A 21,600-nucleotide genomic window follows, 5' to 3' on the forward strand; every position below is an offset into this window, starting at 1 on the left:
CAAAAGTACTCTGTTCAAAATTTTTTAGCAATGCTATTTTGGAAACTAGTATACCTTGTTTTTTGGCCAAAGTGTGAGAATTAGATTACACCGTCTACGCCAACCACTTATTATCTCCACCGCCTTAATCCGATTGTGCATCCCAAGCTTGCTAAGAATGGTGGAGAGATAATTGCGCACCGTCCCTTCAGACCAAAAAAGACCTCAGCGATTTGTTTAGAGGGTAAGCCACTAGTCACCTCAGCCAAAACTGTCAGTTCGCGGTCGGTGAGGGGGTTGCTTTCGGCAGTGATCATGTTTCGAGAATATTAAAAATTAAACAGCATCACCCCAGTCTACGTTCAGGAGAATGGGGTGATGCTGTTTAATTTTAAGTTCAACTGAGGTAACCATGAAAACTACGACTCAGCTATCTCAAAATTGTTTCCAGCGTGTCTCAGACTTCAATTCACGCAGTCACGCGGACTGCGACGTTGAAAGCACAAGGAGCAAATCAATCAGACAGGATTTCAATTCGCGCAGTCACATGGACTGCGACCGCAACATAGTGTGTTTTCTAAAACATGAGAAGAATATGTGGCGGTTAAAGATATTTATAAAATGTAAAAAAGCAAGTCTTGAGTCAACTCGCAAAATGTATTTTGTAGGAAGAGAGCGAATGCACTAGCAATCTCATGTGTACCTTACATTTGCACTTTGACTTTCATCGCGGGAGCTCTCTCCTTCTTGTCTAATAATATACCATAATACCTGTCCGCATCTTCAACATTTGTTGCGATGACAGCAACCCTAAGCCAACCACTTATTCCGCTTAGCCACCTCCACCGCCTCAATCCGATTATGTACCCCGAGCTTGCTAAAAATGGCCGATAGATAGTTACGCACCGTCCCTTCAGACAGAAACAAAGATGCCGCGATTTGTTTAGACGACAACCCGCTAGCAACCTCCGCCAAAACTGCCAGTTCACGATCGGTGAGGGGATTGCTTTCGGCCGTGACCATGTTTGTCACCAACTCTGGCGCGTAAATTGTTTGCCCAGTCATCACTTTACGAATGACTGCGATTAAGTCGTCGCTTGGACTGTCTTTTAAAAGATAACCGTTCACTTTAGCAGCAACAGCGCGCTCGAAATAGGCCTTTTGCGCAAAGGTGGTCAAAATAATGACTTTCGTTGGCAAGTCACTCTCATGAATTTTATCAGCGACATCAAGGCCGGTTAGTTTAGGCATTTCAATGTCTAAAATGGCAACATCGGGCTTGAGCTGTTGAATATCTTGCCATGCCGTTGCACCATCTCCGGAACTTCCCAATACATGCAAATCATCCTCTAAGTCCAGTAGCTGGGTGAGTGCCGAGTTTAACATGCTTTGATCTTCCGCAAGATATAACGTAATCATGAGACTTGTTGCTCCTTTGGTAGTGTCAGTGTGACAAGGGTACCTTGTCGAGTGTGGGTGATTGTAAAGGTACCGTTCACGTCATTCATTCTTTGCTGCATGCCGCTGATACCATTTGATCCAGCACGAGCATAATTATTTTTGGATCGGCCGTCATCTTGAATGTTGACGATATAGGCGCTTGGCGTTTGTTCGAAAGTTATCTCAACTTGATGGGCATGCGCATGGCGTATCACATTCGTAATGGCTTCGGAAATGACCGGACTTAGGTGAATCTGTACCTTGGTTGGCCACTCGGTGGCGGCATTTTCGCCGTCCGTCAGCAAAACCACATTGGCTTCCGCAAGATTTTTCCCTTGCGTTAACATCATCTCACTTAGCGACTGTTGGTGCAGGTCATTGACGATCGAGCGGACCAGTTGCAAATCGTGACGACTGGTTTGAGCAATGTCGTCCAGTTCCGGTCCGACGCGCTCAGGTGCCTTGTCCAGTAGTTTTTTGGCGAGCTCAGCCTTAAGGGTCATCATCGAAAAGCTTTGGCCGAGGGTGTCGTGCAAGTCGCGCGCAATCCGTTCGCGTTCACCACGACGAACGATGGCCTGCAGACGCCGATTTGTTTGCCGAAGTTGGCGTTGGCGGATAATGGAGCGTGAGGCAGTATAGGCAAAGATTGGGGAGACAAGCGGGAAAACAAGATTGAGCAAGTTACCATTTGAGATGTTTAAAGTACCCGGATGAACCAGATTGGCGCGCCATAGACCCACGAGAATAATGAGGTAAAAAGCTGTGGCGAACCAGTGAAAATATTTTCGTGGGTACCTAGCTAAAATAAAGGATACTTGCCAACCGGGATAAATAATCATGTAATCATTGAAGGCGAAGATGGCAAATAAACCGGTGATCGCCAGCTCCAGCGGAATGGTGACGGGTAGCCACCGGTCGATTTCGTTAACCAAAATGTAGACGACCAGAAACACCACGCCCAAGCCGAGCCAAATCCAGTCAGTGACCGATTTTGTCGGAACATATTGAGCCATGATATACGGCAAATAGACCAGCCAAATATAGCTGGTCCATTCAAGATTCATTAACCATGACCGAAGATTATGCTTCACCCAAAGCCACGCCCTTCCGTTGTTCATGTTTTGTCATGACAACCACCAGCAAACTGCCGAGCACAAACCAGACGGCAATCCCAACTAGATTTGTTAAGTCTACTGTAGCACGTGAGGTCACCTGATTTAAGAGATTATTCACGAAGTAAGTCGGCGTCTCCTTGCCGATGGTTTGTAACCACTTCGGCAGCAGGCTGATCGGCCACCATAAGCCGCTGATAATGGCCATGGGAAAAGTGAGTAAGTTACTGGCCAAGCTGAGCATTTCTTCACGCCGAATATGAGACAACGCAATGCCAATCATCAGGATAGGTAATTGACCGACCAAAATAATGCCAAGGAAGCCTAACCACTGACTAGCATCAAGGCTGACATTGTTAACGCCAATCGCAATGCCGCCTAAGACAATCACCGAAAGCAAGCTCATCATCAACATCCAAAAAGTGATTGAGACGTAATAGGGGACCATGCCTTTTGGCGATAGTCTTAAAAATGTCGTGAATCCTTTGTCGCGATCGCGTTTCAAGATAGATGCAATGCTGAAAAGAGCTTCGAGGAGAATGCTAAAGACAATCATTTGATCCATATAACTAATATTAAATTGTTTAATTTCAACAGCAGAGCCACTGATCATGACTTTGGTATAAAGCAGATAGAATCCTGCTGGCATTAGGAGCGAGAAGAAAATAAACGAAAAGTTGCGGAGCACCAGGCGCTTGCCGTCAAAGGCCACTTGAGCTAAGAATGTTTTCATGATTGTGGAACCTCCTGTTTCGTTAACTGTAGGAAAATGTCTTCAAGTGATTCGCGATTCAAGCTAATTTGATGCAAACGATCAAGCATTGGAACGAGTGCTTTCAGCGTCTGATCACCGTTGCGGCTGTGAATGACCAGTTTGTCGCCCATGCTGTGGACGTGATCGACATCAGCCAGTCCGCTAAAAATGGCTGGTTGCAGATCAGTTTCACAAGTAATTGTGGCGCCCAGATGTTGTTTTTGAAGCTGTTGTAAGGTGCCATCGAACGTAAAGCGGCCATTTTGCAAGATCAATAAGCGATCGGCAATTTGCTGAATTTCTTCGAGGTAGTGACTAGTGATAACGATGGTCTTGCCTTGTTGTCGCAGTTGTTCAACTTGATCCCAAAAAGCTTTTCGGGCATTCGCGTCCATGCCGACAGTCGGTTCGTCTAGGAACAGCAGATAAGGTTGGCCGATTAACGCAACGGCAAAGGTGACACGGCGCAGTTGGCCGCCGGAGAGATTACCGAGACGCTGGGTCTTGAGTTGCGTCAGGTTCAGATCGGCAAGCAAGCTGTCTGGGTCAAGCGCATGCTCAGTCTGTTCAGCGGCAAGTTTTAACATATCGCCGACAGTAATGCCGGGGATGATCATGTCGCCTTGAAGCATCGAGCCAATTCGGGCCTTGCTATTGGGGTTACCGGGCTTTTTGTCAAAAACGCTGACGGCGCCTTTTCCCGATAAAAGCCCTAGCAAAATGTTCAGTAGCGTTGTTTTACCAGCGCCGTTGACACCGATCAAACCGATGATTTCGCCGGCATGGACGGTTAAGTTAATGTCTTTTAAAACCTGTTTCTTGTCATAGTTGAATTTTAGATGTTCTGTTTGAATGATTGTGGTCATGTTGTCCACCTCCACTACTGATACTACGTGGTCGGGGGATGGGGTAGTAGTCGCGAATGTCATGAATGTGGTGTGACAAATGTCATGTATTGCGAAAAGGCTGACAGCATGCTAAATGGGGGCGCTATTGTGCGAGGCATTCTTCTTGTATAATGGAAGGCATCAGACAATGGTATGGAAATAGAAAGGGACCAGCTTATGGCAGCAGCCTTATCAGCACCTTTGCGGCAGTTATTATTGGCAACCCAATTAGGTTTGAGCGTGCATCATCCGCTTGCCGGTTGGTTTGTGTTGACGATTCTTTACCGTGATGCTGGCAGTAGTAGTGAACCCATTACGTTAAGTTACCTGGCACGAAAATATAACAACGATTATCTGGATACAAGCGGCGGCGAAACGCCGATTGCTGATGATGTTTTGAAGAAAGTGCTTGATGTGCTGGTCACACAAGCCGGTTTGGTCGAGATGAATCCGCGAAAAGTGCGTGCTCGCATGCACAATGGCAGCTACCATATTATCCAATCTTATGTTTATCGGATTACCAGCAGTGGCAGCGAATATTTGAAAATGATGCAAAAAGTCATCGATGCTGAAACAACCATTACTGCTAACACGAATCGTATTCAAGAATATGTCGATTTGGTGAAAAAATTGAGTGCACCTGTGCGCTCAGCCGCAGATACTCAGCTTTATAACGATTTTAAAAATATGCTGGATGCTTTTGATGATGTGATGAAGGGCATCCATAAACTTGAGGATGATCTTGATGAATTGGCAAATGATATTGCCTTCAATCACGGTAGCCAGGCGGCCAGTCATTTGCAGCAGATGCTGCGTCATCAGGCGATCCCTGCTTATCGAGAGGTGCTGAATCAAGCCTCACGCATTCAGGGTTTAGTTAATGATCCAACTTTTGTAGATCAGATTGCTCACTCCTTACAAGGCAGCGATGATATGAATGCGGCTAAGGTTGTTGGTCGCGAGGATATGCTGGTAATGCGGCTGCAGCGGGCCAAACAATGGGCGCAGGCGCAGATGACCAGATTAGCACTCAGTATGAGTCCGACTGCCACAGCGATTGACAGCAGTCTGGATTCGATTTATTTAGTGTTTAACACGTTATTGGGCATTGTTCACTTGTTAAGCCAGGAGTTTAAACATGCCAAGCGCCAAACCATTGACATCAAGGCGCTCTCCAAAAAGTTAGATGGCTTGCTGGCACACTATCAACAGCTTCATATTCCAGCGCAGGTACCACGGCACTTGCCGGCGGATCGCGAGGTAGAAGATCCCAGCGATTTGCTTGATGCCTCAACAATGGGACCGGTCAGCTACTTAGCGAATCCGACCCGCAAGCAGCCAGCCAGCGAGACCGATAATCCGGATGTCACCGATGATGCACCCACCGAACAGGCGCAGGTGGCAGGGTTACGCGAATTTCGCCAAACGTTGATGGTGGATGATCGTCACGGTCGGGTGGATCACGATTTGACGTTGCAGACTGTCACAGCGCGGGATGAGATTATCAAGTTGTTTGCGGCGACTTATCACGAAGATCTGAATGGCTTTGCCCCGTTCGGCCGTCCCGCCAAAGCAGTGGATGCCTTACCGAACACGCCGCCACTGCAATTGCAGGTGGCCGGAGAAGATTATGCGGTCGTGTTGCCGTGCGGTTTTAAGTTTACGTTTGCTTGAGGAGGACGCTTATGGCCAGAATTACCAAGTTAGACCAGCTTGCCATCAATGAATTGCTGGATCATGGCGTGTTTACCACAACGCCATTACCCGCTGCGACCCAAATCAGTCGCGCTGCTATTAGTGAACTTAAAAAACCGTCCGTGCAGCAAAAGCTTAGTTACTATTTCAAAAATATGTTCGGTGCAACGCCGGAGAATTTTCAAGAAAATCTTTTCCTCATGATCGGTAAGGAAGAACTTTCGCCAGAAGTTGTGCATGTGCTTTTGGCAACCGTGAAAACGATCATCAATGAACCGGAATTACAGAGCAATTTGGAGGATCGTGCCATTCCGACGCAAAAAATCGTCCGTCAGGTGCACAGCGAAGTGACCGAGCTTGACGAACGCGAATTACTGCGTTGCATTGATGCACTCTTTGTGAAGCGTTTTGGGCTGTTCACGCCGGATCGGCTTGAGGAAGGCACAGAAAATGTTCCTGCCGAAATCGATGATTACTGGGAGATTCATCCCAACTTTAACGAATTTGCCCAGAACCTGGTCGATTTTCTGAAAAATGACCAAACGCAACCGGTTTTGAGCGAGGTTCAAAAGGTTAATCGGGTGTTGTTGACGGAACAATTCATGAGTCCCAAAACCATGCCGCAGCTTTGGCCGGTTCTTGTGGCCCATAAAGAAGCCATTGCCGAACAGTGGACCCGAGGCGGCCGTTTCGTCCTGGAAGTCGGGGATCAGTACGCGTTATTGCTGGATCAACAGCGGCAGCCCAGCGTTGCCAAGCCTTACCTCGCTGCGTTAGTTGTCGCCCATCAACTGGGGTCGGGCGTGGCCGCCGCTGACTTGACTGGCTTAATCAAAACCGTGACGGCCGAACTTTTTCCAGGCTTCACGATTCAACCGAGTCAGGTAAAGGCCGCCTTACTTGAAAATGATTTAATGCGTGCTCAGGATGATTACTGGGTGCCAACGCCGATTGTGGCGCGGTTTGCGGTGACGCAGGATGAAGAAAGCAAAGAAGGAGCTAAATCTTGACGCAACAATTAGTGCCAGTCAGTTATCATTTGCGTAATTTTAATAAGTACGCCAAGTTGGACATGCAAGCGGCCGAAAATGGCAATCTGACCTTGATCGGCGAAAATGCGGTCGGCAAAACGACGCTTGCCAACTGTTTCTTTCCAATGCTGATTGATGGTGCCATTACGACGCCATCGTTTAACCCGGCAAAGAACACGGAGAAAGTTTCGCAAAGTGCGAGTGTCCGCAATAGCAGTCGGGATACGCGGACTTTTGAATCAATGTTGCTCGGCTGGGGTCCGGGCGCTATGAAAGTGCGGACAGGTTATAGTTATGTTTTGATGCGCTCGGATCAGCGTCAAGTTATCTTAGGTCTTGGTGCGACGCGGGTGCAAGATGATCCGCGCAAGCCAACTTGGTGGTTTATTGTCATCGCGCCGAACCCGACTGATGCGTTAGAGCTTCACACAACGGATGCTGAAGGGAAAAGTCTGGACAAAAATCAGTTTAAAGCTGCGAATGCGGGACTGGGTGACCAACTGCATGTATTTGATAGGCCGGAAGATTATCGAGAATTTGCGGCAACGCGGATTTATGGCTTCAGCGACGGCAAAGTGCTAGGCCGTCTAGCAAATGCCTATCGCTTATTAGCCTCGCCAACGTTAACGTCCGGCAATGAAAAGTTCGCACCGATTCTTGCGGCATTAAAAGACGCCCAGGAAGGTATCGATGATATGGTGATTCGCCGAGTCGCTGACAGTCAGCGGCAGGTGAATACGTATCGCGGACTGTTAAAACGAATCAGCGAAGGCCAGCGGCGATTGAAGCAAATGAAGTCGCGGATTTTTTGGCATAACCTGAATCATCTTCAAGAGATTTTATTGACGCCGTATAGCCAACGGTTTGCCCGCAATTCCGCCAACCAGGAAAAATTGACCCATACGCAGCAGGAAGTACAGGCTTATTCCGCACAATTGGCTGATTTAAATCAAGCAGTAACGGAAATAACGGAGCAGGTTGAGCAGTTGCGCAACGAAAAAGCCAAGCAGGATCAGCTGATTAAGCGCCGGGCGCAATATGAGGAGCAAATTGAGGGCAACCAACGCGTATTAGACGATTATCGGAAGACACAGCAAAAAGTCGCAACATTACAGCAGCAGCTGGCAACCTTGGCCATCAAACATGACCGGATTAAACAACAATTGGCCGATCACACACAAACCAATCTTTCCCCGATCAGAGTCAAACTACTCGCTTTGACAAGCACCTTGAACAACTTTTCCCAGGTGATGCAGGCCGATGACTGGCAGGAGATTGAAGCAGAACTTGGGCATTATATTCATCAAGTGTCAGCGGCAAAAGTTCAGTACGATGGGATAGAGGAGACCATCAATCGCCTCAGCGCCGATGTGGGTATTACCAAGCAGATGCAAGCCAAAATGGGAACCGCGATTGATACGCGAGTCCAGGGGTTTGGTAGCGGCCGAGTTCATGATGGTTTGCAGGAAGATAACCGCACTATTCATGAAGCTGGCGCGGCGCAAATGAACACGCAATATCAGCTATTGCGTGACCAACAGTCAGCGATCCTGAAAAAACAGCCGGATTTGACTGTGATTTTGAAAGATCCAACGATTTTGTCTCAGTTGAAGGATCTGCGCAAACAGCTCAAACCGCTGGTGCAGACTTTGCTTCGCATACAATCGCTGTTAACTGCTAATGAAAGCGAGCAAAAAGCGCATCAGGGCAAACTGGATACGCTATTAGATACTTTAGATCCTGGCTTTGACGCGGATGAACTGGCGCAAACCATCGCGCGACTGAAGGCCGAACAAGCGGCATTGAAAATTGATCCGGAACTGCCGAAACGTTTGGCTGCGGCGGTCAATAAGCAAAGAAAGTTAACCCAACAGTTGCAAAGCGTGGAAACCGAAATCGCCACCAGACAAGGGGTCATCAGTACTTTGACTGGTACGATTAAAACAGACACGGCGCAATTAGCCAAAGAGGCGGCGGATGCTGCAGGAAAGCTTAAAACGTTGAGGCCGTATTTTCCAGAGGGCGTTCACCTTACTGACATGGATGAGCTGTTGGCCTTTGCCACGAGCAATCGCGCTAAAATTCGCAGCAGCAGTTATAGCGATATCAGCGCGCAGATTGGCAACCTGATTCATCGCCACGATGGTCACGGCGAGGATCAAAATGCGCTTGATGCGCTTTTTGCCGATCGGGGTTTTCCTGCCGAGGCAAGTGCAATGCGCCAACAGCGTTCAGTCGCAGACAATGGCTTGACCGTGGTGGCGTTTGACGTTAACAAAGCATTGAAACTTTTAGATGATGATCATGCCGCGGTGGAGAAAGCTTTAGCTGAAGAACAAAGCGGCAATGACATGGCTTATACGACCTTTGTCCAGGCGGCAACGGCAGCGATCAGTGCGCAGTACAACGTCATCACGACCTACAACCAGATTCTTGCCGCTGGAGCCGGTCATCAACATATCAAATTGAAAGTTCGCTTGACGCCGATCAAAGGGATCGCACCGGAAGCCATCGAAGAAGCCTGTGATCCGCAGCGTCAACAGCGGCCACACCTTGAGGCATTGGTGAAGCAGCGCCTTGATCAACTTGCCAACAACACCGAGGTTTCGAATGATGATGAGGCGTTCTTTGCTGCTGCGCGGGAGTTGCTCGATACGCGCGAATGGTCCGATTTTGAGGTACTGATTCGGCGGCGTCAAAGCGGCGAAAACGATTTTGAAGTCGTTGACGATAAATTTGTCCAGTCCGGCGGTTCAGGCGCGGAAAAGGCGCAGGCGATGGTATTACCACTCTTGCTGGTGCCGAAAATGGTTTTGCAACGGTCGAATCGTGCCGATGCACCGCATTTGGTCATGTTTGACGAGTTTGCCGATAAACTCGATCCGGAAACAGCTAAGTCTTTTGCCAAAACGATTGTTAATTTTGGCTTCAGCTTTATTGCTACGATGCCAAGCGGGGCGCAAAACAAGCTTTTGGCAGACGGCGTTGACAACATTGTGTGGGACGTCATGGCGTCACCGCAGCAAGGCGACGGCCGCTTCCATTTAAATCGCGTTCAGCAGAACTTTATTTGGAAAAAGGACACCGATAATGATTGAGTCATGGATTAGTTAGGTAAGAGGGGGATAGCAAGGATGAGTCGTTACAGCGATGCTTTTGAAAGCCAGACAGGACAAGCAGCACCGGAAAAAGCTGCGCAACTGGATCAACTGTTTGATCAAATTGCGCGCGGGAAAGCCTTGCCGCCTCGCGGACAACAGGCAGTCGCGCTGGGATTAACCGCGCATACCTTGAACGATCCGCACGAAGATCCGCCGCTTTTTGCCTATTATCGCTGGGTCATGACCCATTGCTTTCAGTCCGGCCAGGTCAATGAACTGACGGCACGCCTCATCGGAATGGCGTTTACCTCGGCTAATATTTTTGCGACTGACCTGCCTCAGCCGCTGACATTGAATCCCTGGCAGCTCAAACCAATGCTCGACTTTCCGCTGAAAAACACGCGGGCGGTGGTGATCGAAAACAATGGCGTCTTCGCATTGCTGAATCAGGAATATCCGGACTGGCCATTAATTTTGCAATCCGGCAATGACTTCAATGATGTTTATGTTCAGCTTATTCAGCGCCTCGAAGACCGCGGCATGCGTTATGCCTATTTAGGCGATCTCGACAGCAAAGGCGTTCAAATGGCCGATCAATTCGCGCGATTGCTAAAACAGACCGCTGCAAAAGACGTGGCGGCCTTACAGACACCTAAAGATGTTCGCATCTGGCTGGCCGATATGGGTAAAAAAGATCCGCATCGCACCAGACAATTAAAGGTCGTGATGCCTGTCTATCAGGCTGAGATGACAACGATCAGGCTATTCGGGAAGTTTGTTGAGCAAGAGCAGTTGATGGGGATTTATGAAAAGCGGATTGGGCAGTGGCTTGACGCGGGAAAGTAAGGTACCGGGATTGATTGATGGAAGATGCTTACAAATAGGGGAAACGATGGTCGCATACACAATTAAAAATTATCAATCGGAAATGCTGGAAAGCTGGTTGCGTTGTCGCGCACTGGCATATATGCGTAGTTCGTTTCAGGACGAGATTACTGCCGAAAAGGAAAATGTTTCGGATGCCACAGGTGTTTCACTTGTGGCAATTAAGGATCAACAAGTTATTGGTATTGCCGAGGCTATCTTTTTGAATCAAGGCCAGGCAAAAGCGGCATCTTATGGTCTTCATGAAGGAACAGTCCTGACCACACTTGATACGATTGCGGTGCATCCTGATTATCAACGTGTTGGAATTGCTAAAGCCTTGCTGAAGCAATTGCGCAGCCGATTAAAGATGCGCGGTGGTATTTTACTGATTTATACGCTTGATGATGATGCTGCCAATGGCTTGTACCAAACGATTGGCGCCAAACTTTGCTATCGGGCATCCATTGTTCATGGTCACAGTTCCAAGAATCATGTACCGGAATGGACACATTTTCGTGTCACCGATGATAAGCAGGTAGCTGTTTACGATGAACATGATCAGGAGATTGCATATGGGCAGGACATGGAGACATATTATGTCGGTAAGTCTGAAAACATCAAACAGTTGACAGATGTTCACAAAGTTGTCACTGAAAATGTCTATATTTTGGAGCTTTGATCGGCTTTGCTTTAAATTTACAAAAAAGATTGAAGTTCTTTAAAAAGTTTCTGAAACGGTGATTGTTGTGTCAGTACGCTTATTTACAAGTGTGCTGGCATTTTTAGCTATCTTGCAAGAGAAGTGACACCGTGTCACCTTCTATGATTCAAAATTTGAAATTGTCATTAATAAATGCCGCGAAAATACTTAATGTTCCGAATCCATTCCCGTTTGATATATGGAAAAACACACTGCACGTAAGCATTTTTACTTTGCGGTTCCCAGCCGTTCGTTAAAAGCCAGTGTTCATCGAATAACTTTTCCCAGTCATGATCATTACCAGAAAGATCGTCGGAAAAATTGCCATGGCCAAGAGGAATATGCCACGCATCAAAATCGCTTGCTAGAACAAGTTGGCTGGGAATATCGACGATTAACTGAACTGACGCAGCACGCCGATCATTCAAGCCCCGATATTGGACCTCATCGTGAAGCGGATGAATCCAGCCCCAGAGTAACGCGTTATCAGGATTTAGCGGCATTCGACGAAGCTCAAACTGATGACGCATCCATTCATAAGGTTCCCGGAAATTGCTAAGATCGGGCTCGTGCCAAACCTCGCGAGAACGCGGAGTGGTTAGTGTGTTACCCGGTTGTTTGATAAAAGAACGACGTTGCACGGTTCGAATAAGCATGCTATTACCCCAATGATTAGCGTTATTGGCACAACATTTCACAGCCAATATTCGATTATCTATTTAAAAATTTTGCTATCTATGTTAACGGAAATGAAGCTTTTAGCAAAATCTATTGTTAACACAAAAACTTATAAATGATGGTCGGTTAAGATTGGGGGAGGATGTTAACAGCACTCAAATATGTTGAATCATATGGAATAAAGCGGTACAACGTGGACATAATAATTAAGTGGAAGCTGTCCGTGTGTTCAAACCGAGTTAACTGGCAAAATATCTTGACAAGAGCCTCAATCGATACTGTATGATGGTTCTTACCAAAGTTCCGCTAGCTAGCATTGGTTTGAACGCTTACTCTGAGCTTCCTCTAAAGTGGCGTTTAACCAGCCAATTGAGAGGAGGTGACAACTTTTGATTAAAACGCATAAGATTAAGCTCTATCCCAATGCAACGATGCGGCGTGAACTGGAGCGATTGTTTAATTATCGCCGATTTGCTTGGAATCAGGCCCTTGAGACTTGGAACGCCATGTACGATGCTTCTTTGGTGATGGCAGACAAAACTTTGCGACCAAATGAACGCAAAGTACGGGATGAGCTGGTCTGGAACAAAGCCGATTGGCAGTACGAACAGTCCGCCCGGGTTTTACAGCTCGCGGTAAATGATTTAGGTAAAGCGTGGAAGAATTACTTCAATCCGAAGATGCCGAACCATGATAAGCCCAACTGGAAATCTAAAAAAAGATCCCGCAAAACATTTAAAACGGATCGAGCGCAACTTGTGAATGGCAAGTTGCGCTTAGATAAACCTCATGGTGCTGGTGCCTGGTATGACATCAAGCTGGCGGAACAACCACGCTGGCAAGGAAAATTGAAACAGGTTTGCGTCGTTCAAGACGCTGACGGTTACTATGCCTCCTTTTCAATTGAGGTTCAGACTTCTGTTGAAAAGAAGCCGGGTCTAATGGTCACTGGAGTTGATGCCAACATCGGCAAGTTTGACTATCAAACGTCAACTGGTTATGCGACTCAACCCACCTTACCTGAACGTCTGCCACCACTTTACGCCCGCATTGCTCATTATCAGCGACAATTAGCGCGTAAGCGGAAAGTAAATTCCAAGCGGTTTAACTCTGCGGCTTATCGCACAACGAGAGCCAAGTTGAAGCGTCAATACCAACGAGTTGAACGGATTCAAACGGATTTACTCCAAAAGTTTACGACTATGCTCGTCACTGATTATGATCTAATTGGGATTGAGGATTTGGATAATCACCATATGCGCATGAATAAACGGCTCGCGAAGAATCTGCATCGATCCTTGTTTGGCAAGTTCAAAGTGATCATGCAATACAAGGCTGATTGGTATGGCAATACGTTGGTGCTGGCGGATCGGTTTTACCCCAGCACCCAACGTTGTTCACGATGTGGTTATGTGAAAACCGCTGATGAACGCATCACGCTGAGTGGAAACTTGAAACATCATACTGGTCACGATGATTATCATTGTTACCAGTGTGGGGTAAAGTTGCGGCGAGACGAAAATGCGGTGGAGAATCTGATAGCTTATGCAAAATCAAAGGTTACGGGGTAGGCTATACCCTTAAAGTTCAGGAGACGGTCACTGTCATGCTGAATTATTTCAGAGTGGGAATACCGTTGTTGACGGGACTAAATGAAATGTAGGATTGTCAATCAAGAAAGGAAATATATAAAACCTTTATTGGTGTCGCAGAGACATTCTTCCACATTTTATATAGCAGGCGCAAATGACTAGGGAAAAACTTAAAAAGTTGGGTTCTGATGAACGCTTCACGTTTCAGGCAACTTATGCCGACATTGGGATGAAGCGGACAACGCGCGGGAAAATCAACACGCGCTTTTTGCCAACAATCTTATTTGAACGTGTCATGCTTGGCGATCAAGAGGTCACAGATCATCTTTGGCTCAATTATACGAAACAGTTTGCCGAATTGGGACTTTTAACCAAAGGCGAGATTGTTCAATTCAATGCGCGCGTGCATCGGTATAAAAAAGGCTATGCAGCGGTCAAGGTGATTGATTACGGCTTGCAACGACCCACGAAAGTATCGATTATCAAGAGCTTGACCGACAATCGCGCTAAATTACCACCGTTACCTGATGAGAAGAATGCCTTAATCGGGCTTGTTATGAAAACTAATAAGGACACTTACCTCAAAAACGGGCGTGGATTTGATCAGTGGTATGTCGATCAATATAACGCGTGGCTGCGGACCGAAAGCAACTCGACCGAGTACTGATCTTTTGCCGAAAATCAGTCAAAGTACGAATCCTTAAAAGAAAAACATCCGCAATTTTGGTAATATGGTACTTATTGAGTCGACAAGAAGCCAAGTAGAAATTGTGAGGAACGTTAAATTGATTGAAGAACAAACTGTCCAGTTAATGCAGCAGGATTTAACTAACATCACTCATCATCAGATCAGCGCCGTTTTGAATCTGATGCAAGAAGGCAATACGGTTCCGTTTATTGCGCGTTATCGGAAAGAGATGACCGGCAGCCTCGATGAAGTGCAGATTCAGGCGATCGAGGAAGCGTACAAGCATGTGACGGCCTTGCAGGATCGCAAAGAGGCGGTGATCAAAAGCATTGCCGAGCAAGGGAAGCTGACGCCTGAACTGGAGCGGCAGATTCACGCCAGCACGAAGCTTCAAGACGTCGAGGATATTTACTTACCTTATAAGCAGAAGCGACAAACTAAGGCAACCATTGCCAAAGAGCGGGGGCTTGAACCGTTTGCGCGCTGGCTGCTGTCGTTTCCCACTGGCAGTTTGAATGACGAAGCGCAGAAATACGTAGACGCGGACAAAGAGCTTGCATCAGTGCAGGATGTTTTGGACGGAGCGCACGAAATTCTGGCAGAAACATTCAGCGAGATTGCCGCCATTCGTAACTGGGTGCGCAATTTTACGATGCGGACCGGAACCATTCGCACCACAGTTAAAACCAAGGGTAAGGACTTGGACGAAAAAGGCGTTTACCAGCAGTTTTATGATTTTGAAGAAACCATCAAAAAAATGACTCCGACCCGAACCCTGGCCATTAACCGGGGCGAAAAAGAAAAGATTCTGACGGTCAAGGTGCTGGTCGATCCGGCTTCGGTCATGCAGTATTTTCATTTTAAAATCATCGATAATCGTCCTGACAGCGAAGCAACGGCGTTCATTGAAGACGCCTATCAGGATGCCTATAAGCGGTTTGTCGGCCCGGCTATTGAGCGGGAAGTGCGCGGTACGTTAACCGTTGACGCTGAAGAAAAGTCGATTAAAGTATTCGGCCAGAACCTGTACAACTTGCTGATGCAGGCGCCGATTAAGGGCAAGGTTGTCCTCGGTTTTGATCCTGCCTACCGCACCGGTTGTAAGCTAGCAGTGGTTGATGAGAATGGTAAGTTTCTCGATAAAGCGGTCATCTATCCGCACAAACCGGCGCCGGAAAAGAAGCGCGAAGCAGCAGCCCCCGAGCTAATTGCGTTACTCGAAAAGTATCAGGTAACCATGATCGCCATTGGCAACGGAACGGCAAGCCGTGAGTCGGAGCAGTTTGTTTCAGAAACGCTCAAGCAGATTAAACGCGATATTTACTATGTGATCGTGAATGAAGCCGGTGCGTCGGTTTATTCTGCCAGTCAGGAAGCGCGTGATGAATTTCCTGATTTGCAGGTTGAACAGCGTAGCGCGATCAGTATTGCCCGCCGGCTTCAGGATCCGCTTGCCGAACTGGTGAAAATTGATCCGGAGTCAATCGGTGTTGGCCAGTATCAACATGATTTACCGAGTAAAGAGCTGGCTAATGAAGTAGATGCGGTCGTTGAACGCGCAGTTAACCGAGTTGGTGTGAACCTGAATACCGCTAGTTACCAGCTGTTGACGCGTATTTCCGGTTTATCAAAAACAATCGCGCTCAATATTGTGCACTACCGGGATGAAAACGGTCGCTATAATAGTCGTACTGAGCTAAAGAAAGTGCCGCGCTTGGGGCCGAAATCGTTTGAACAGTCAGTTGGGTTCCTACGTATCATTGGCGGTAAGCAACCACTGGACAACACCGACATTCACCCGGAAAGTTATCCAGTCGCCAAAAAGATTTTGGCCGCGGCAGGTCTATCTGAAGCAGACCTTGGCGATCAACAAGCGGTTGCCAAAGTCAGCAACGTTGACTTAGCACCATTCGTTAATGAAGGCGTTGGTGCCGAAACACTTAAAGATATTGTCGCCAGCCTACAGAATCCGGGCCGAGATTTGCGAGACAACATGGCGGCACCGATTTTGCGCAAAGACGTTTTAACTATGGCGGATCTGAAACCGGGGATGAAGCTGGAGGGAACCGTGCGCAATGTTGTTGATTTTGGCGCTTTTGTCGACATTGGGGTGAAACACGACGGCTTGGTCCATGTCTCCAAAATGGCCCACAGGTTCGTTCGCGATCCGAAAACAGTTGTAGCCATTGGCGATATTGTTGAAGTCTGGATCGAATCGGTGGACTTGGCTCGCGAGCGCATTCAGTTATCGATGGTCGGCCCTGAAAAATAATCAATGATGATGGGCGGCTTTTGGTAGCTGTAAATCAGACAAGTTAGATAAACGGATTGTCATCCCTGAATTGCGGATGGCGATCCGTTTTTTTGTCACCATCTGAAAAAAATGGTTCGATTTGAAATACGCACACATGGATGTTCTTGAAGGCCCGAATGGCACCGATGTAAGGAAATAACGTTATTTTAAAGAGTACAACCTCAAAAACATTGCCGCCTTATATTAAGATTTTGGTTGAAAATAATTATATAAAGATTAAAATACAAGAATATCTAAAATACAAGGAGCTGATAGAATGCGACCGATTATCGCACTTACAGGTGATTCAATGGTCGCGCCTTCGCCTGTCATTAATCTAAATTACGCAGACATGGCGCCCAATATGATTAAAAACGCCATTGTGAAAGTTGGCGGTGCACCCTTGATTTTACCTTATCCGGAAGATGATGCTGCTTCCGAAGCATTAGCACAACAGTATGTGGCTGTTTTCGACGGATTGGTTTTGCCAGGCGGGCCGGACGTTGACCCGACGTTTTACCATGAAGAACCCATTCAAGCCATGGGGCGTGCGACTTATCAAAAGGATCGGTTTGAAATTGCCTTAATCAAGGCGACTTTAGAAGCGAAGAAACCCATTTTTGCCATTTGTCGTGGTATTCAAATTTTAAATGTGGCATTAGGCGGAACGTTGTATCAAGACTTACCGAGCCAAAACCCTAAAGTCACGATTCGCCATTCACAAGCCGCGCCGGGACAGTGGCCAACGCATCATGTTGCGATCACGCCCGGTTCGCATTTAGCGTCATTGATGGGCACGAGCAGCTATGTGAATTCCCGTCACCATCAAGCGGTCAAAGAAGTCGCGCCGGATTTGAAGGTAACCGCGCAGGCTCCTGATGGCGTGGTGGAAGCGGTGGAAAGCAAAGATTCCGATTTGATTCTGGGTGTTCAGTGGCATCCGGAGAACATGTGGCCGAGTTTTCCCGACCAATTACCATTATTTAGCGACATTGTGAAACGCGCAGGAGGTGAGGCTCATGAATAATAGCATCGTGAAAAAAGAGCAAATGGGCTACTGGAGTATGATTTTACTTGGCATCAACGGCATCATTGGTTCCGGCATTTTTCTTTTACCTAATCAAGCCGCCAAATTAATGGGTTCCGCCAGTATTTTCGTGTTATTGTTTGATGCGTTGCTGGTGATTACGATTGCGCTTTGTTTTGCGCAGGCGGCCACTTATTTTGATCGTGATGGCGGCCCATACTTATATGCGAAAGATGCGTTTGGCGATTTTGTCGGCTTTGAAGTCGGCTTTGTGACTTGGGCGATTCGCATTATTGCCGAAGCCACGATGGCAGTTGCCTTTACCACCGCCTTGGTCGGCACGTTTCCGTCACTGAACCAGCCAGTGATCAAAGACGCGGTTATTTCGGTCATGGTCATCGGGTTAGCCCTGATGAACATCGCCGGCGTTCGGGTTTCGACCGTTGTCAACAACATTATTAGTGTTTCCAAATTGGTCCCGCTGGTGTTATTCGTTGCGATTGGCATTTTCTTTATTAAAGGCAGCAACTTCACGCCATTATTCCCCGGCGGCAGTTACAAATCCGGCAGCTTCGGCCAAGCCGCAGTTGTTATGTTTTACGCGTTCACCGGATTTGAAGGCCTCGTGGTTGCGGCAGGTGACATGAAAAATGCCAAGCGTAACCTGCCTAAAGCGGTGGCCACGGTCATGACGGTGGTCGCACTCTTTTATATTCTGATTCAGGTTGTCAGCACCGGCATTTTAGGCAGCGCGTTGGCGAATACTGACACACCGATTCAAACAGCCTTTGCCAAAGTGGCAGGCGGCTTCGGTAACGCCTTAGTCGCTGCTGGGACATTGCTCTCAACCGGCGGGCTATTGGTGGCCAGCTCCTTCATCACCCCACGGTCCGGCGTAGCACTTGCGGAAAACCACATGATGCCGCAACTGCTGGCCAAACGTAATCGCGTGAACTCGCCATACGTTGCGATCATTGTGTCCGCCACCATCACTCTGATCATTGCCTACTCCGGCACATTTGGCTACTTGGCGCAAATCAGCGCAGTCTCGCGATTTGCTCAATACATCCCAACTTGTTTGGCCGTCATCGTCTTTGCCCACACCAAAACCAAAGACAAGAGCAGCACCTTCCATTTGCCTTTAGGTCCGGTTATCCCGGCAGTGGCGATCTTGGTTAGTTTGTGGTTGCTGGTTCAGGTACAGGTCAGCCAGCTTGTTATTGGACTGGGTGCGCTCGTCATCGCGGTGCCATTTTATTTCTTGACGTATACGTATCGGGAGCATGGTAAGTCGTAAGTTATAGAATAATTTTCTAAAAAGAAAGCCAGCTTGACTTGGGAGAGTCAGCTGGCTTTTTGCGGACATTGTGTTTTTAGGTATTATGTATTGCATGTTAGGCCGACCTGGGGTATATTATGTGCAGGAACTAGATGGTATTACCCACTAGCAGAGAAAGGAAAAAAGATGGCCCAGGATTTGCACACACAAATGCTCAAAGGCATCTTGCAAGGTTGCGTCTTGATCATACTTAGTCGCGGCGAATACTATGGCTATACTTTAAGCCAGGAACTCGAAAAGTATGGCTTTGCCGAAATTTCCAAAGGCACCATTTACCCGCTGCTCATGGCTTTGGAGAAAAAGGGGCTGATCACCAGCCAACTAAGGTCATCACCGGACGGCCCTCCGCGTAAGTATTATCAAGTTACTTCGGACGGTATGGTTGCCTGTCATGATTTTATCCAGCAATGGCACCAATTATCACAGCATGTTACCCAATTATTAACCGCAGAGGAGGGCGTGAGCCATGACGACCAAGGAAGACCAACTCGTTGAGGAAAATAATCAGCTCCGTACACAACTGACACCTGGCAATAAACATTATTATGAGGATTTGTTGGTATATATGCGTACGGGAGCGGTATTAAAGGACAGCACAGCCATCGAACAAGAGTTACTCACGATTCTGACAGATATTTTAGCTGCACAAAAAGATGGCGTCACAGCCGTAGAGTATTTTGGCAAACAACCAAAGGAAACCGCCGATGATATTCTGGCTGAAGTCCCGATCAGCTGGTTTAAATCATTCAAAATGGTCGGTTATGTTTTGATCACCTATTTTTTGGTAACAACCATTCCCGCCTTAATGATGCCAACGCAACCTTGGGACATCGGTGAAGAACTTCTTGTTGGCATTTATTTCACCTTTGTGGCGCTGGGAATTGTCACTTATATTGGGCACACAACTTATAAAAGAAATCAGCAATGGGGGCGATGGAGGATCTTTCTCCTTTGGCTGGCGTGTTGTGCGCTTATTGCGCCAGGGTTCCTACTGCCACTCTTCTTGAAAACACCTTGGCAACTTGATTTATCAGGTGTCAGTGGCGTTGTACTCATTGCTATCTTGTTAATTGCCCTAGGATTTGCTTTTTGGCGGCAAGCCGATAAAACAATGTGGTTACCATTTGTTCCGATTATCGGTATCATGGCCGTTCTCGGAATCGCCACCCGTGTCCCGGCCTGGCAACCTTTCCTGCTCAAGAGCACAGTAGGGCGGATCGGCTTGGCGTCAGTGTTGATTTTGGGGATTATTGTTTTTAACGTGTTGATTTGGTTGACCGTTCGTAAGATGAAGCGGGATGATTGAAGCCGATTAATTGTTTGCTGCTGAGATCCTGGCTATTTTGGCTGTTGATTTGCTCATTTGAGTTTACTACGGTGTCAAGTATGAGACACGAAAGTATGACTTTTTTAAAACTGGCTTGTGTTTTGATGATGAAAGCACGAGATTTAAAGATCACTATTTTAAAATAGTTAGCGGGGAACCAATCTTATTTGTAATTTTGATAATTTGGATTGACGATAAATCGTTTCTTGTCCTTCTTGTCAAGAGAATAGAAAGTCTTACTGTTAGGTACAATTGTCATTATGGTTTCTCCCCCTTGTTCGTCGCTTACGTAGCCGGCAAAATGTGTGGAATAAAGTTGCTGGTTCTGGGCGGGGAAATAAAAACTGATGTAATGTGCGTTGTCACTCGGAGCTGGGTCTTCTGAGAAGTGATAAATAAGAGTTATACTCTTTGTTTTGTTATTAGTATGGTTTGTATCTAGAGCATATTTGACTTTTTGGGAGTATGTAAATTTTCCGACTTTGCTTGTATCAGCATCGCGCCATGAATCACCATATGATTTTCTTAACCGCTGAAGTATCTTATCTGTGGTTTTCAGCCGTGCAATTTCACCGAAAGTTATCGAAGGAAGATTTCTTCCGTTCGCGTCGTGGGGATCAGATTGAACCGTTAATTCTGCTACTCTGTCATTTTTTATAAGGTAAACAGACCCCGGCCGAGAATCTTTATCCAATGGTATGGGTGCCTGAAAGAATATCTGTAGTTTTGGACTATGCATGATTGAATTCACAACTGTTCTGTTGTCAGGGAGAGATTGATTTGTTGTGATTTTGTTTGTGCTATTACTTGTTCTATTGCTATGACTGCAACCGCTTAGTACAATAGTGCCCAGTAGTAAAGTCAATGCAATAGCAATTTTTCTAATTCTCATTTGTTTATTCCTCCAAAGATTTAATTTTATGCTGTGATTGTGGATTAGAATTCTTGACCTTGCCATCGAATATCCACGGCCTTCACAGCTTATTTGTTCTCCGTTAACTGATGGTCAATGTAGGTTACGAGGATGGCCTTTAGATACAACAAAAACCAGCTTATGCTTCTTTGCAAGCTGGATTTGTCGGTGCTG

At 46.9% G+C, this 21,600-nt stretch carries 18 protein-coding genes and 1 pseudogene; 12 read left to right on the forward strand and 7 right to left on the reverse strand.

The annotated features are described in order from the left end of the window. Positions 1 to 45: 45 nt before the first annotated feature. The 5 genes and pseudogenes from LHUE1_RS11460 to LHUE1_RS11480 form a co-directional block, all read right to left on the reverse strand. Positions 46 to 299, reverse strand: a pseudogene (locus LHUE1_RS11460) (response regulator transcription factor); the annotation flags it as partial. A gap of 490 nt (positions 300 to 789) precedes the next feature. Further along, complete coding sequence (locus LHUE1_RS11465; protein ID WP_277848257.1) at positions 790 to 1,398, reverse strand: response regulator transcription factor; 609 nt, start codon at positions 1,396 to 1,398, stop codon at positions 790 to 792. Further along, positions 1,395 to 2,486, reverse strand: a complete 1,092-nt coding sequence (locus LHUE1_RS11470) for a sensor histidine kinase (RefSeq protein ID WP_191978398.1) — start codon at positions 2,484 to 2,486, stop codon at positions 1,395 to 1,397. Before LHUE1_RS11470 ends, LHUE1_RS11465 begins: the two co-directional genes overlap by 4 nt. A 16-nt stretch (positions 2,487 to 2,502) precedes the next feature. Further along, positions 2,503 to 3,267 carry an ABC transporter permease gene (locus tag LHUE1_RS11475; RefSeq protein ID WP_049169028.1) on the reverse strand — a complete coding sequence of 255 codons (765 nt, stop codon included), beginning with the start codon at positions 3,265 to 3,267 and terminating at the stop codon, positions 2,503 to 2,505. Further along, entirely contained in the window at positions 3,264 to 4,154 is an 891-nt protein-coding gene (locus tag LHUE1_RS11480; RefSeq protein WP_049169027.1) for an ABC transporter ATP-binding protein, read from the reverse strand. Before LHUE1_RS11480 ends, LHUE1_RS11475 begins: the two co-directional genes overlap by 4 nt. A gap of 198 nt (positions 4,155 to 4,352) precedes the next feature. Between LHUE1_RS11480 and LHUE1_RS11485 the strand changes: the two genes are divergently transcribed. The 5 genes from LHUE1_RS11485 to LHUE1_RS11505 are packed head-to-tail and all read left to right on the forward strand — an operon-like array spanning position 4,353 to position 11,548. Then, entirely contained in the window at positions 4,353 to 5,849 is a 1,497-nt protein-coding gene (locus tag LHUE1_RS11485) for a hypothetical protein (RefSeq protein ID WP_277848258.1), read from the forward strand. An 11-nt stretch (positions 5,850 to 5,860) separates the two neighbouring features. Further along, positions 5,861 to 6,880, forward strand: coding sequence for a hypothetical protein (locus tag LHUE1_RS11490; RefSeq protein WP_049169025.1), 1,020 nt, complete (start codon positions 5,861 to 5,863; stop codon positions 6,878 to 6,880). Further along, the gene (locus LHUE1_RS11495) at positions 6,877 to 9,999 is read left to right on the forward strand and encodes an SbcC/MukB-like Walker B domain-containing protein (RefSeq protein WP_049169024.1); all 3,123 of its coding nucleotides are present in this window, start codon (positions 6,877 to 6,879) and stop codon (positions 9,997 to 9,999) included. The genes LHUE1_RS11490 and LHUE1_RS11495 overlap by 4 nt, the downstream gene beginning before the upstream one ends. 36 nt (positions 10,000 to 10,035) lie before the next feature. Then, complete coding sequence (locus LHUE1_RS11500; protein ID WP_049169023.1) at positions 10,036 to 10,848, forward strand: DUF2399 domain-containing protein; 813 nt, start codon at positions 10,036 to 10,038, stop codon at positions 10,846 to 10,848. A gap of 46 nt (positions 10,849 to 10,894) precedes the next feature. Beyond that, positions 10,895 to 11,548: a GNAT family N-acetyltransferase gene (locus tag LHUE1_RS11505; RefSeq protein WP_049169022.1), complete on the forward strand. Its 654-nt coding sequence runs from the start codon at positions 10,895 to 10,897 to the stop codon at positions 11,546 to 11,548. Positions 11,549 to 11,715: 167 nt separating this feature from the next. Here the strand turns inward: LHUE1_RS11505 and LHUE1_RS11510 are convergent, their stop codons facing one another. After that, on the reverse strand, positions 11,716 to 12,225 hold the full coding sequence (locus tag LHUE1_RS11510) for a hypothetical protein (RefSeq protein ID WP_049169021.1): 510 nt from the start codon (positions 12,223 to 12,225) through the stop codon (positions 11,716 to 11,718). 411 nt (positions 12,226 to 12,636) lie between these two features. Between LHUE1_RS11510 and LHUE1_RS11515 the strand changes: the two genes are divergently transcribed. The 7 genes from LHUE1_RS11515 (at position 12,637) to LHUE1_RS11545 (ending at position 20,492) form a co-directional block, all read left to right on the forward strand. Next, positions 12,637 to 13,818 (forward strand): RNA-guided endonuclease InsQ/TnpB family protein, encoded by a 1,182-nt coding sequence (locus LHUE1_RS11515; RefSeq protein ID WP_213291544.1) that lies wholly within the window; start codon positions 12,637 to 12,639, stop codon positions 13,816 to 13,818. A 175-nt stretch (positions 13,819 to 13,993) separates the two neighbouring features. Further along, on the forward strand, positions 13,994 to 14,506 hold the full coding sequence (locus LHUE1_RS11520; protein WP_049169447.1) for a hypothetical protein: 513 nt from the start codon (positions 13,994 to 13,996) through the stop codon (positions 14,504 to 14,506). Positions 14,507 to 14,624: 118 nt separating this feature from the next. Beyond that, positions 14,625 to 16,799, forward strand: coding sequence for a Tex family protein (locus LHUE1_RS11525; protein ID WP_049169446.1), 2,175 nt, complete (start codon positions 14,625 to 14,627; stop codon positions 16,797 to 16,799). A gap of 298 nt (positions 16,800 to 17,097) precedes the next feature. After that, complete coding sequence (locus LHUE1_RS11530) at positions 17,098 to 17,847, forward strand: gamma-glutamyl-gamma-aminobutyrate hydrolase family protein (RefSeq protein ID WP_049169445.1); 750 nt, start codon at positions 17,098 to 17,100, stop codon at positions 17,845 to 17,847. Next, positions 17,840 to 19,144, forward strand: coding sequence for an APC family permease (locus LHUE1_RS11535; RefSeq protein ID WP_049169444.1), 1,305 nt, complete (start codon positions 17,840 to 17,842; stop codon positions 19,142 to 19,144). The genes LHUE1_RS11530 and LHUE1_RS11535 overlap by 8 nt, the downstream gene beginning before the upstream one ends. Positions 19,145 to 19,312: 168 nt before the next feature. Beyond that, the gene (locus LHUE1_RS11540) at positions 19,313 to 19,681 is read left to right on the forward strand and encodes a PadR family transcriptional regulator (RefSeq protein WP_049169443.1); all 369 of its coding nucleotides are present in this window, start codon (positions 19,313 to 19,315) and stop codon (positions 19,679 to 19,681) included. Beyond that, positions 19,653 to 20,492 (forward strand): DUF1129 domain-containing protein, encoded by an 840-nt coding sequence (locus LHUE1_RS11545; protein WP_049169442.1) that lies wholly within the window; start codon positions 19,653 to 19,655, stop codon positions 20,490 to 20,492. Before LHUE1_RS11540 ends, LHUE1_RS11545 begins: the two co-directional genes overlap by 29 nt. Positions 20,493 to 20,676: 184 nt before the next feature. Here LHUE1_RS11545 and LHUE1_RS11550 read toward each other — a convergent pair whose 3' ends face one another. Then, positions 20,677 to 21,405: a hypothetical protein gene (locus tag LHUE1_RS11550; RefSeq protein WP_217774553.1), complete on the reverse strand. Its 729-nt coding sequence runs from the start codon at positions 21,403 to 21,405 to the stop codon at positions 20,677 to 20,679. Between the last annotated feature and the right edge of the window lie 195 nt (positions 21,406 to 21,600).

The sequence above is a fragment of the Lacticaseibacillus huelsenbergensis genome (genome assembly GCF_029726355.1).
Taxonomy (GTDB): domain Bacteria; phylum Bacillota; class Bacilli; order Lactobacillales; family Lactobacillaceae; genus Lacticaseibacillus; species Lacticaseibacillus casei.

Bases quoted from the DNA above. Each gene is read 5' to 3' on its own strand.
- LHUE1_RS11545 (WP_049169442.1), top strand. From the start codon at position 19,653: ATGACGACCAAGGAAGACCAACTCGTTGAGGAAAATAATCAGCTCCGT.
- LHUE1_RS11505 (WP_049169022.1), top strand. From the start codon at position 10,895: ATGGTCGCATACACAATTAAAAATTATCAATCGGAAATGCTGGAAAGC.
- LHUE1_RS11520 (WP_049169447.1), top strand. From the start codon at position 13,994: ATGACTAGGGAAAAACTTAAAAAGTTGGGTTCTGATGAACGCTTCACG.
- LHUE1_RS11550 (WP_217774553.1), bottom strand. From the start codon at position 21,405: ATGAGAATTAGAAAAATTGCTATTGCATTGACTTTACTACTGGGCACT.
- LHUE1_RS11475 (WP_049169028.1), bottom strand. From the start codon at position 3,267: ATGAAAACATTCTTAGCTCAAGTGGCCTTTGACGGCAAGCGCCTGGTG.
- LHUE1_RS11470 (WP_191978398.1), bottom strand. From the start codon at position 2,486: ATGAATCTTGAATGGACCAGCTATATTTGGCTGGTCTATTTGCCGTAT.
- LHUE1_RS11540 (WP_049169443.1), top strand. From the start codon at position 19,313: ATGGCCCAGGATTTGCACACACAAATGCTCAAAGGCATCTTGCAAGGT.
- LHUE1_RS11500 (WP_049169023.1), top strand. From the start codon at position 10,036: ATGAGTCGTTACAGCGATGCTTTTGAAAGCCAGACAGGACAAGCAGCA.
- LHUE1_RS11465 (WP_277848257.1), bottom strand. From the start codon at position 1,398: ATGATTACGTTATATCTTGCGGAAGATCAAAGCATGTTAAACTCGGCA.
- LHUE1_RS11510 (WP_049169021.1), bottom strand. From the start codon at position 12,225: ATGCTTATTCGAACCGTGCAACGTCGTTCTTTTATCAAACAACCGGGT.
- LHUE1_RS11480 (WP_049169027.1), bottom strand. From the start codon at position 4,154: ATGACCACAATCATTCAAACAGAACATCTAAAATTCAACTATGACAAG.
- LHUE1_RS11530 (WP_049169445.1), top strand. From the start codon at position 17,098: ATGCGACCGATTATCGCACTTACAGGTGATTCAATGGTCGCGCCTTCG.
- LHUE1_RS11535 (WP_049169444.1), top strand. From the start codon at position 17,840: ATGAATAATAGCATCGTGAAAAAAGAGCAAATGGGCTACTGGAGTATG.
- LHUE1_RS11490 (WP_049169025.1), top strand. From the start codon at position 5,861: ATGGCCAGAATTACCAAGTTAGACCAGCTTGCCATCAATGAATTGCTG.
- LHUE1_RS11485 (WP_277848258.1), top strand. From the start codon at position 4,353: ATGGCAGCAGCCTTATCAGCACCTTTGCGGCAGTTATTATTGGCAACC.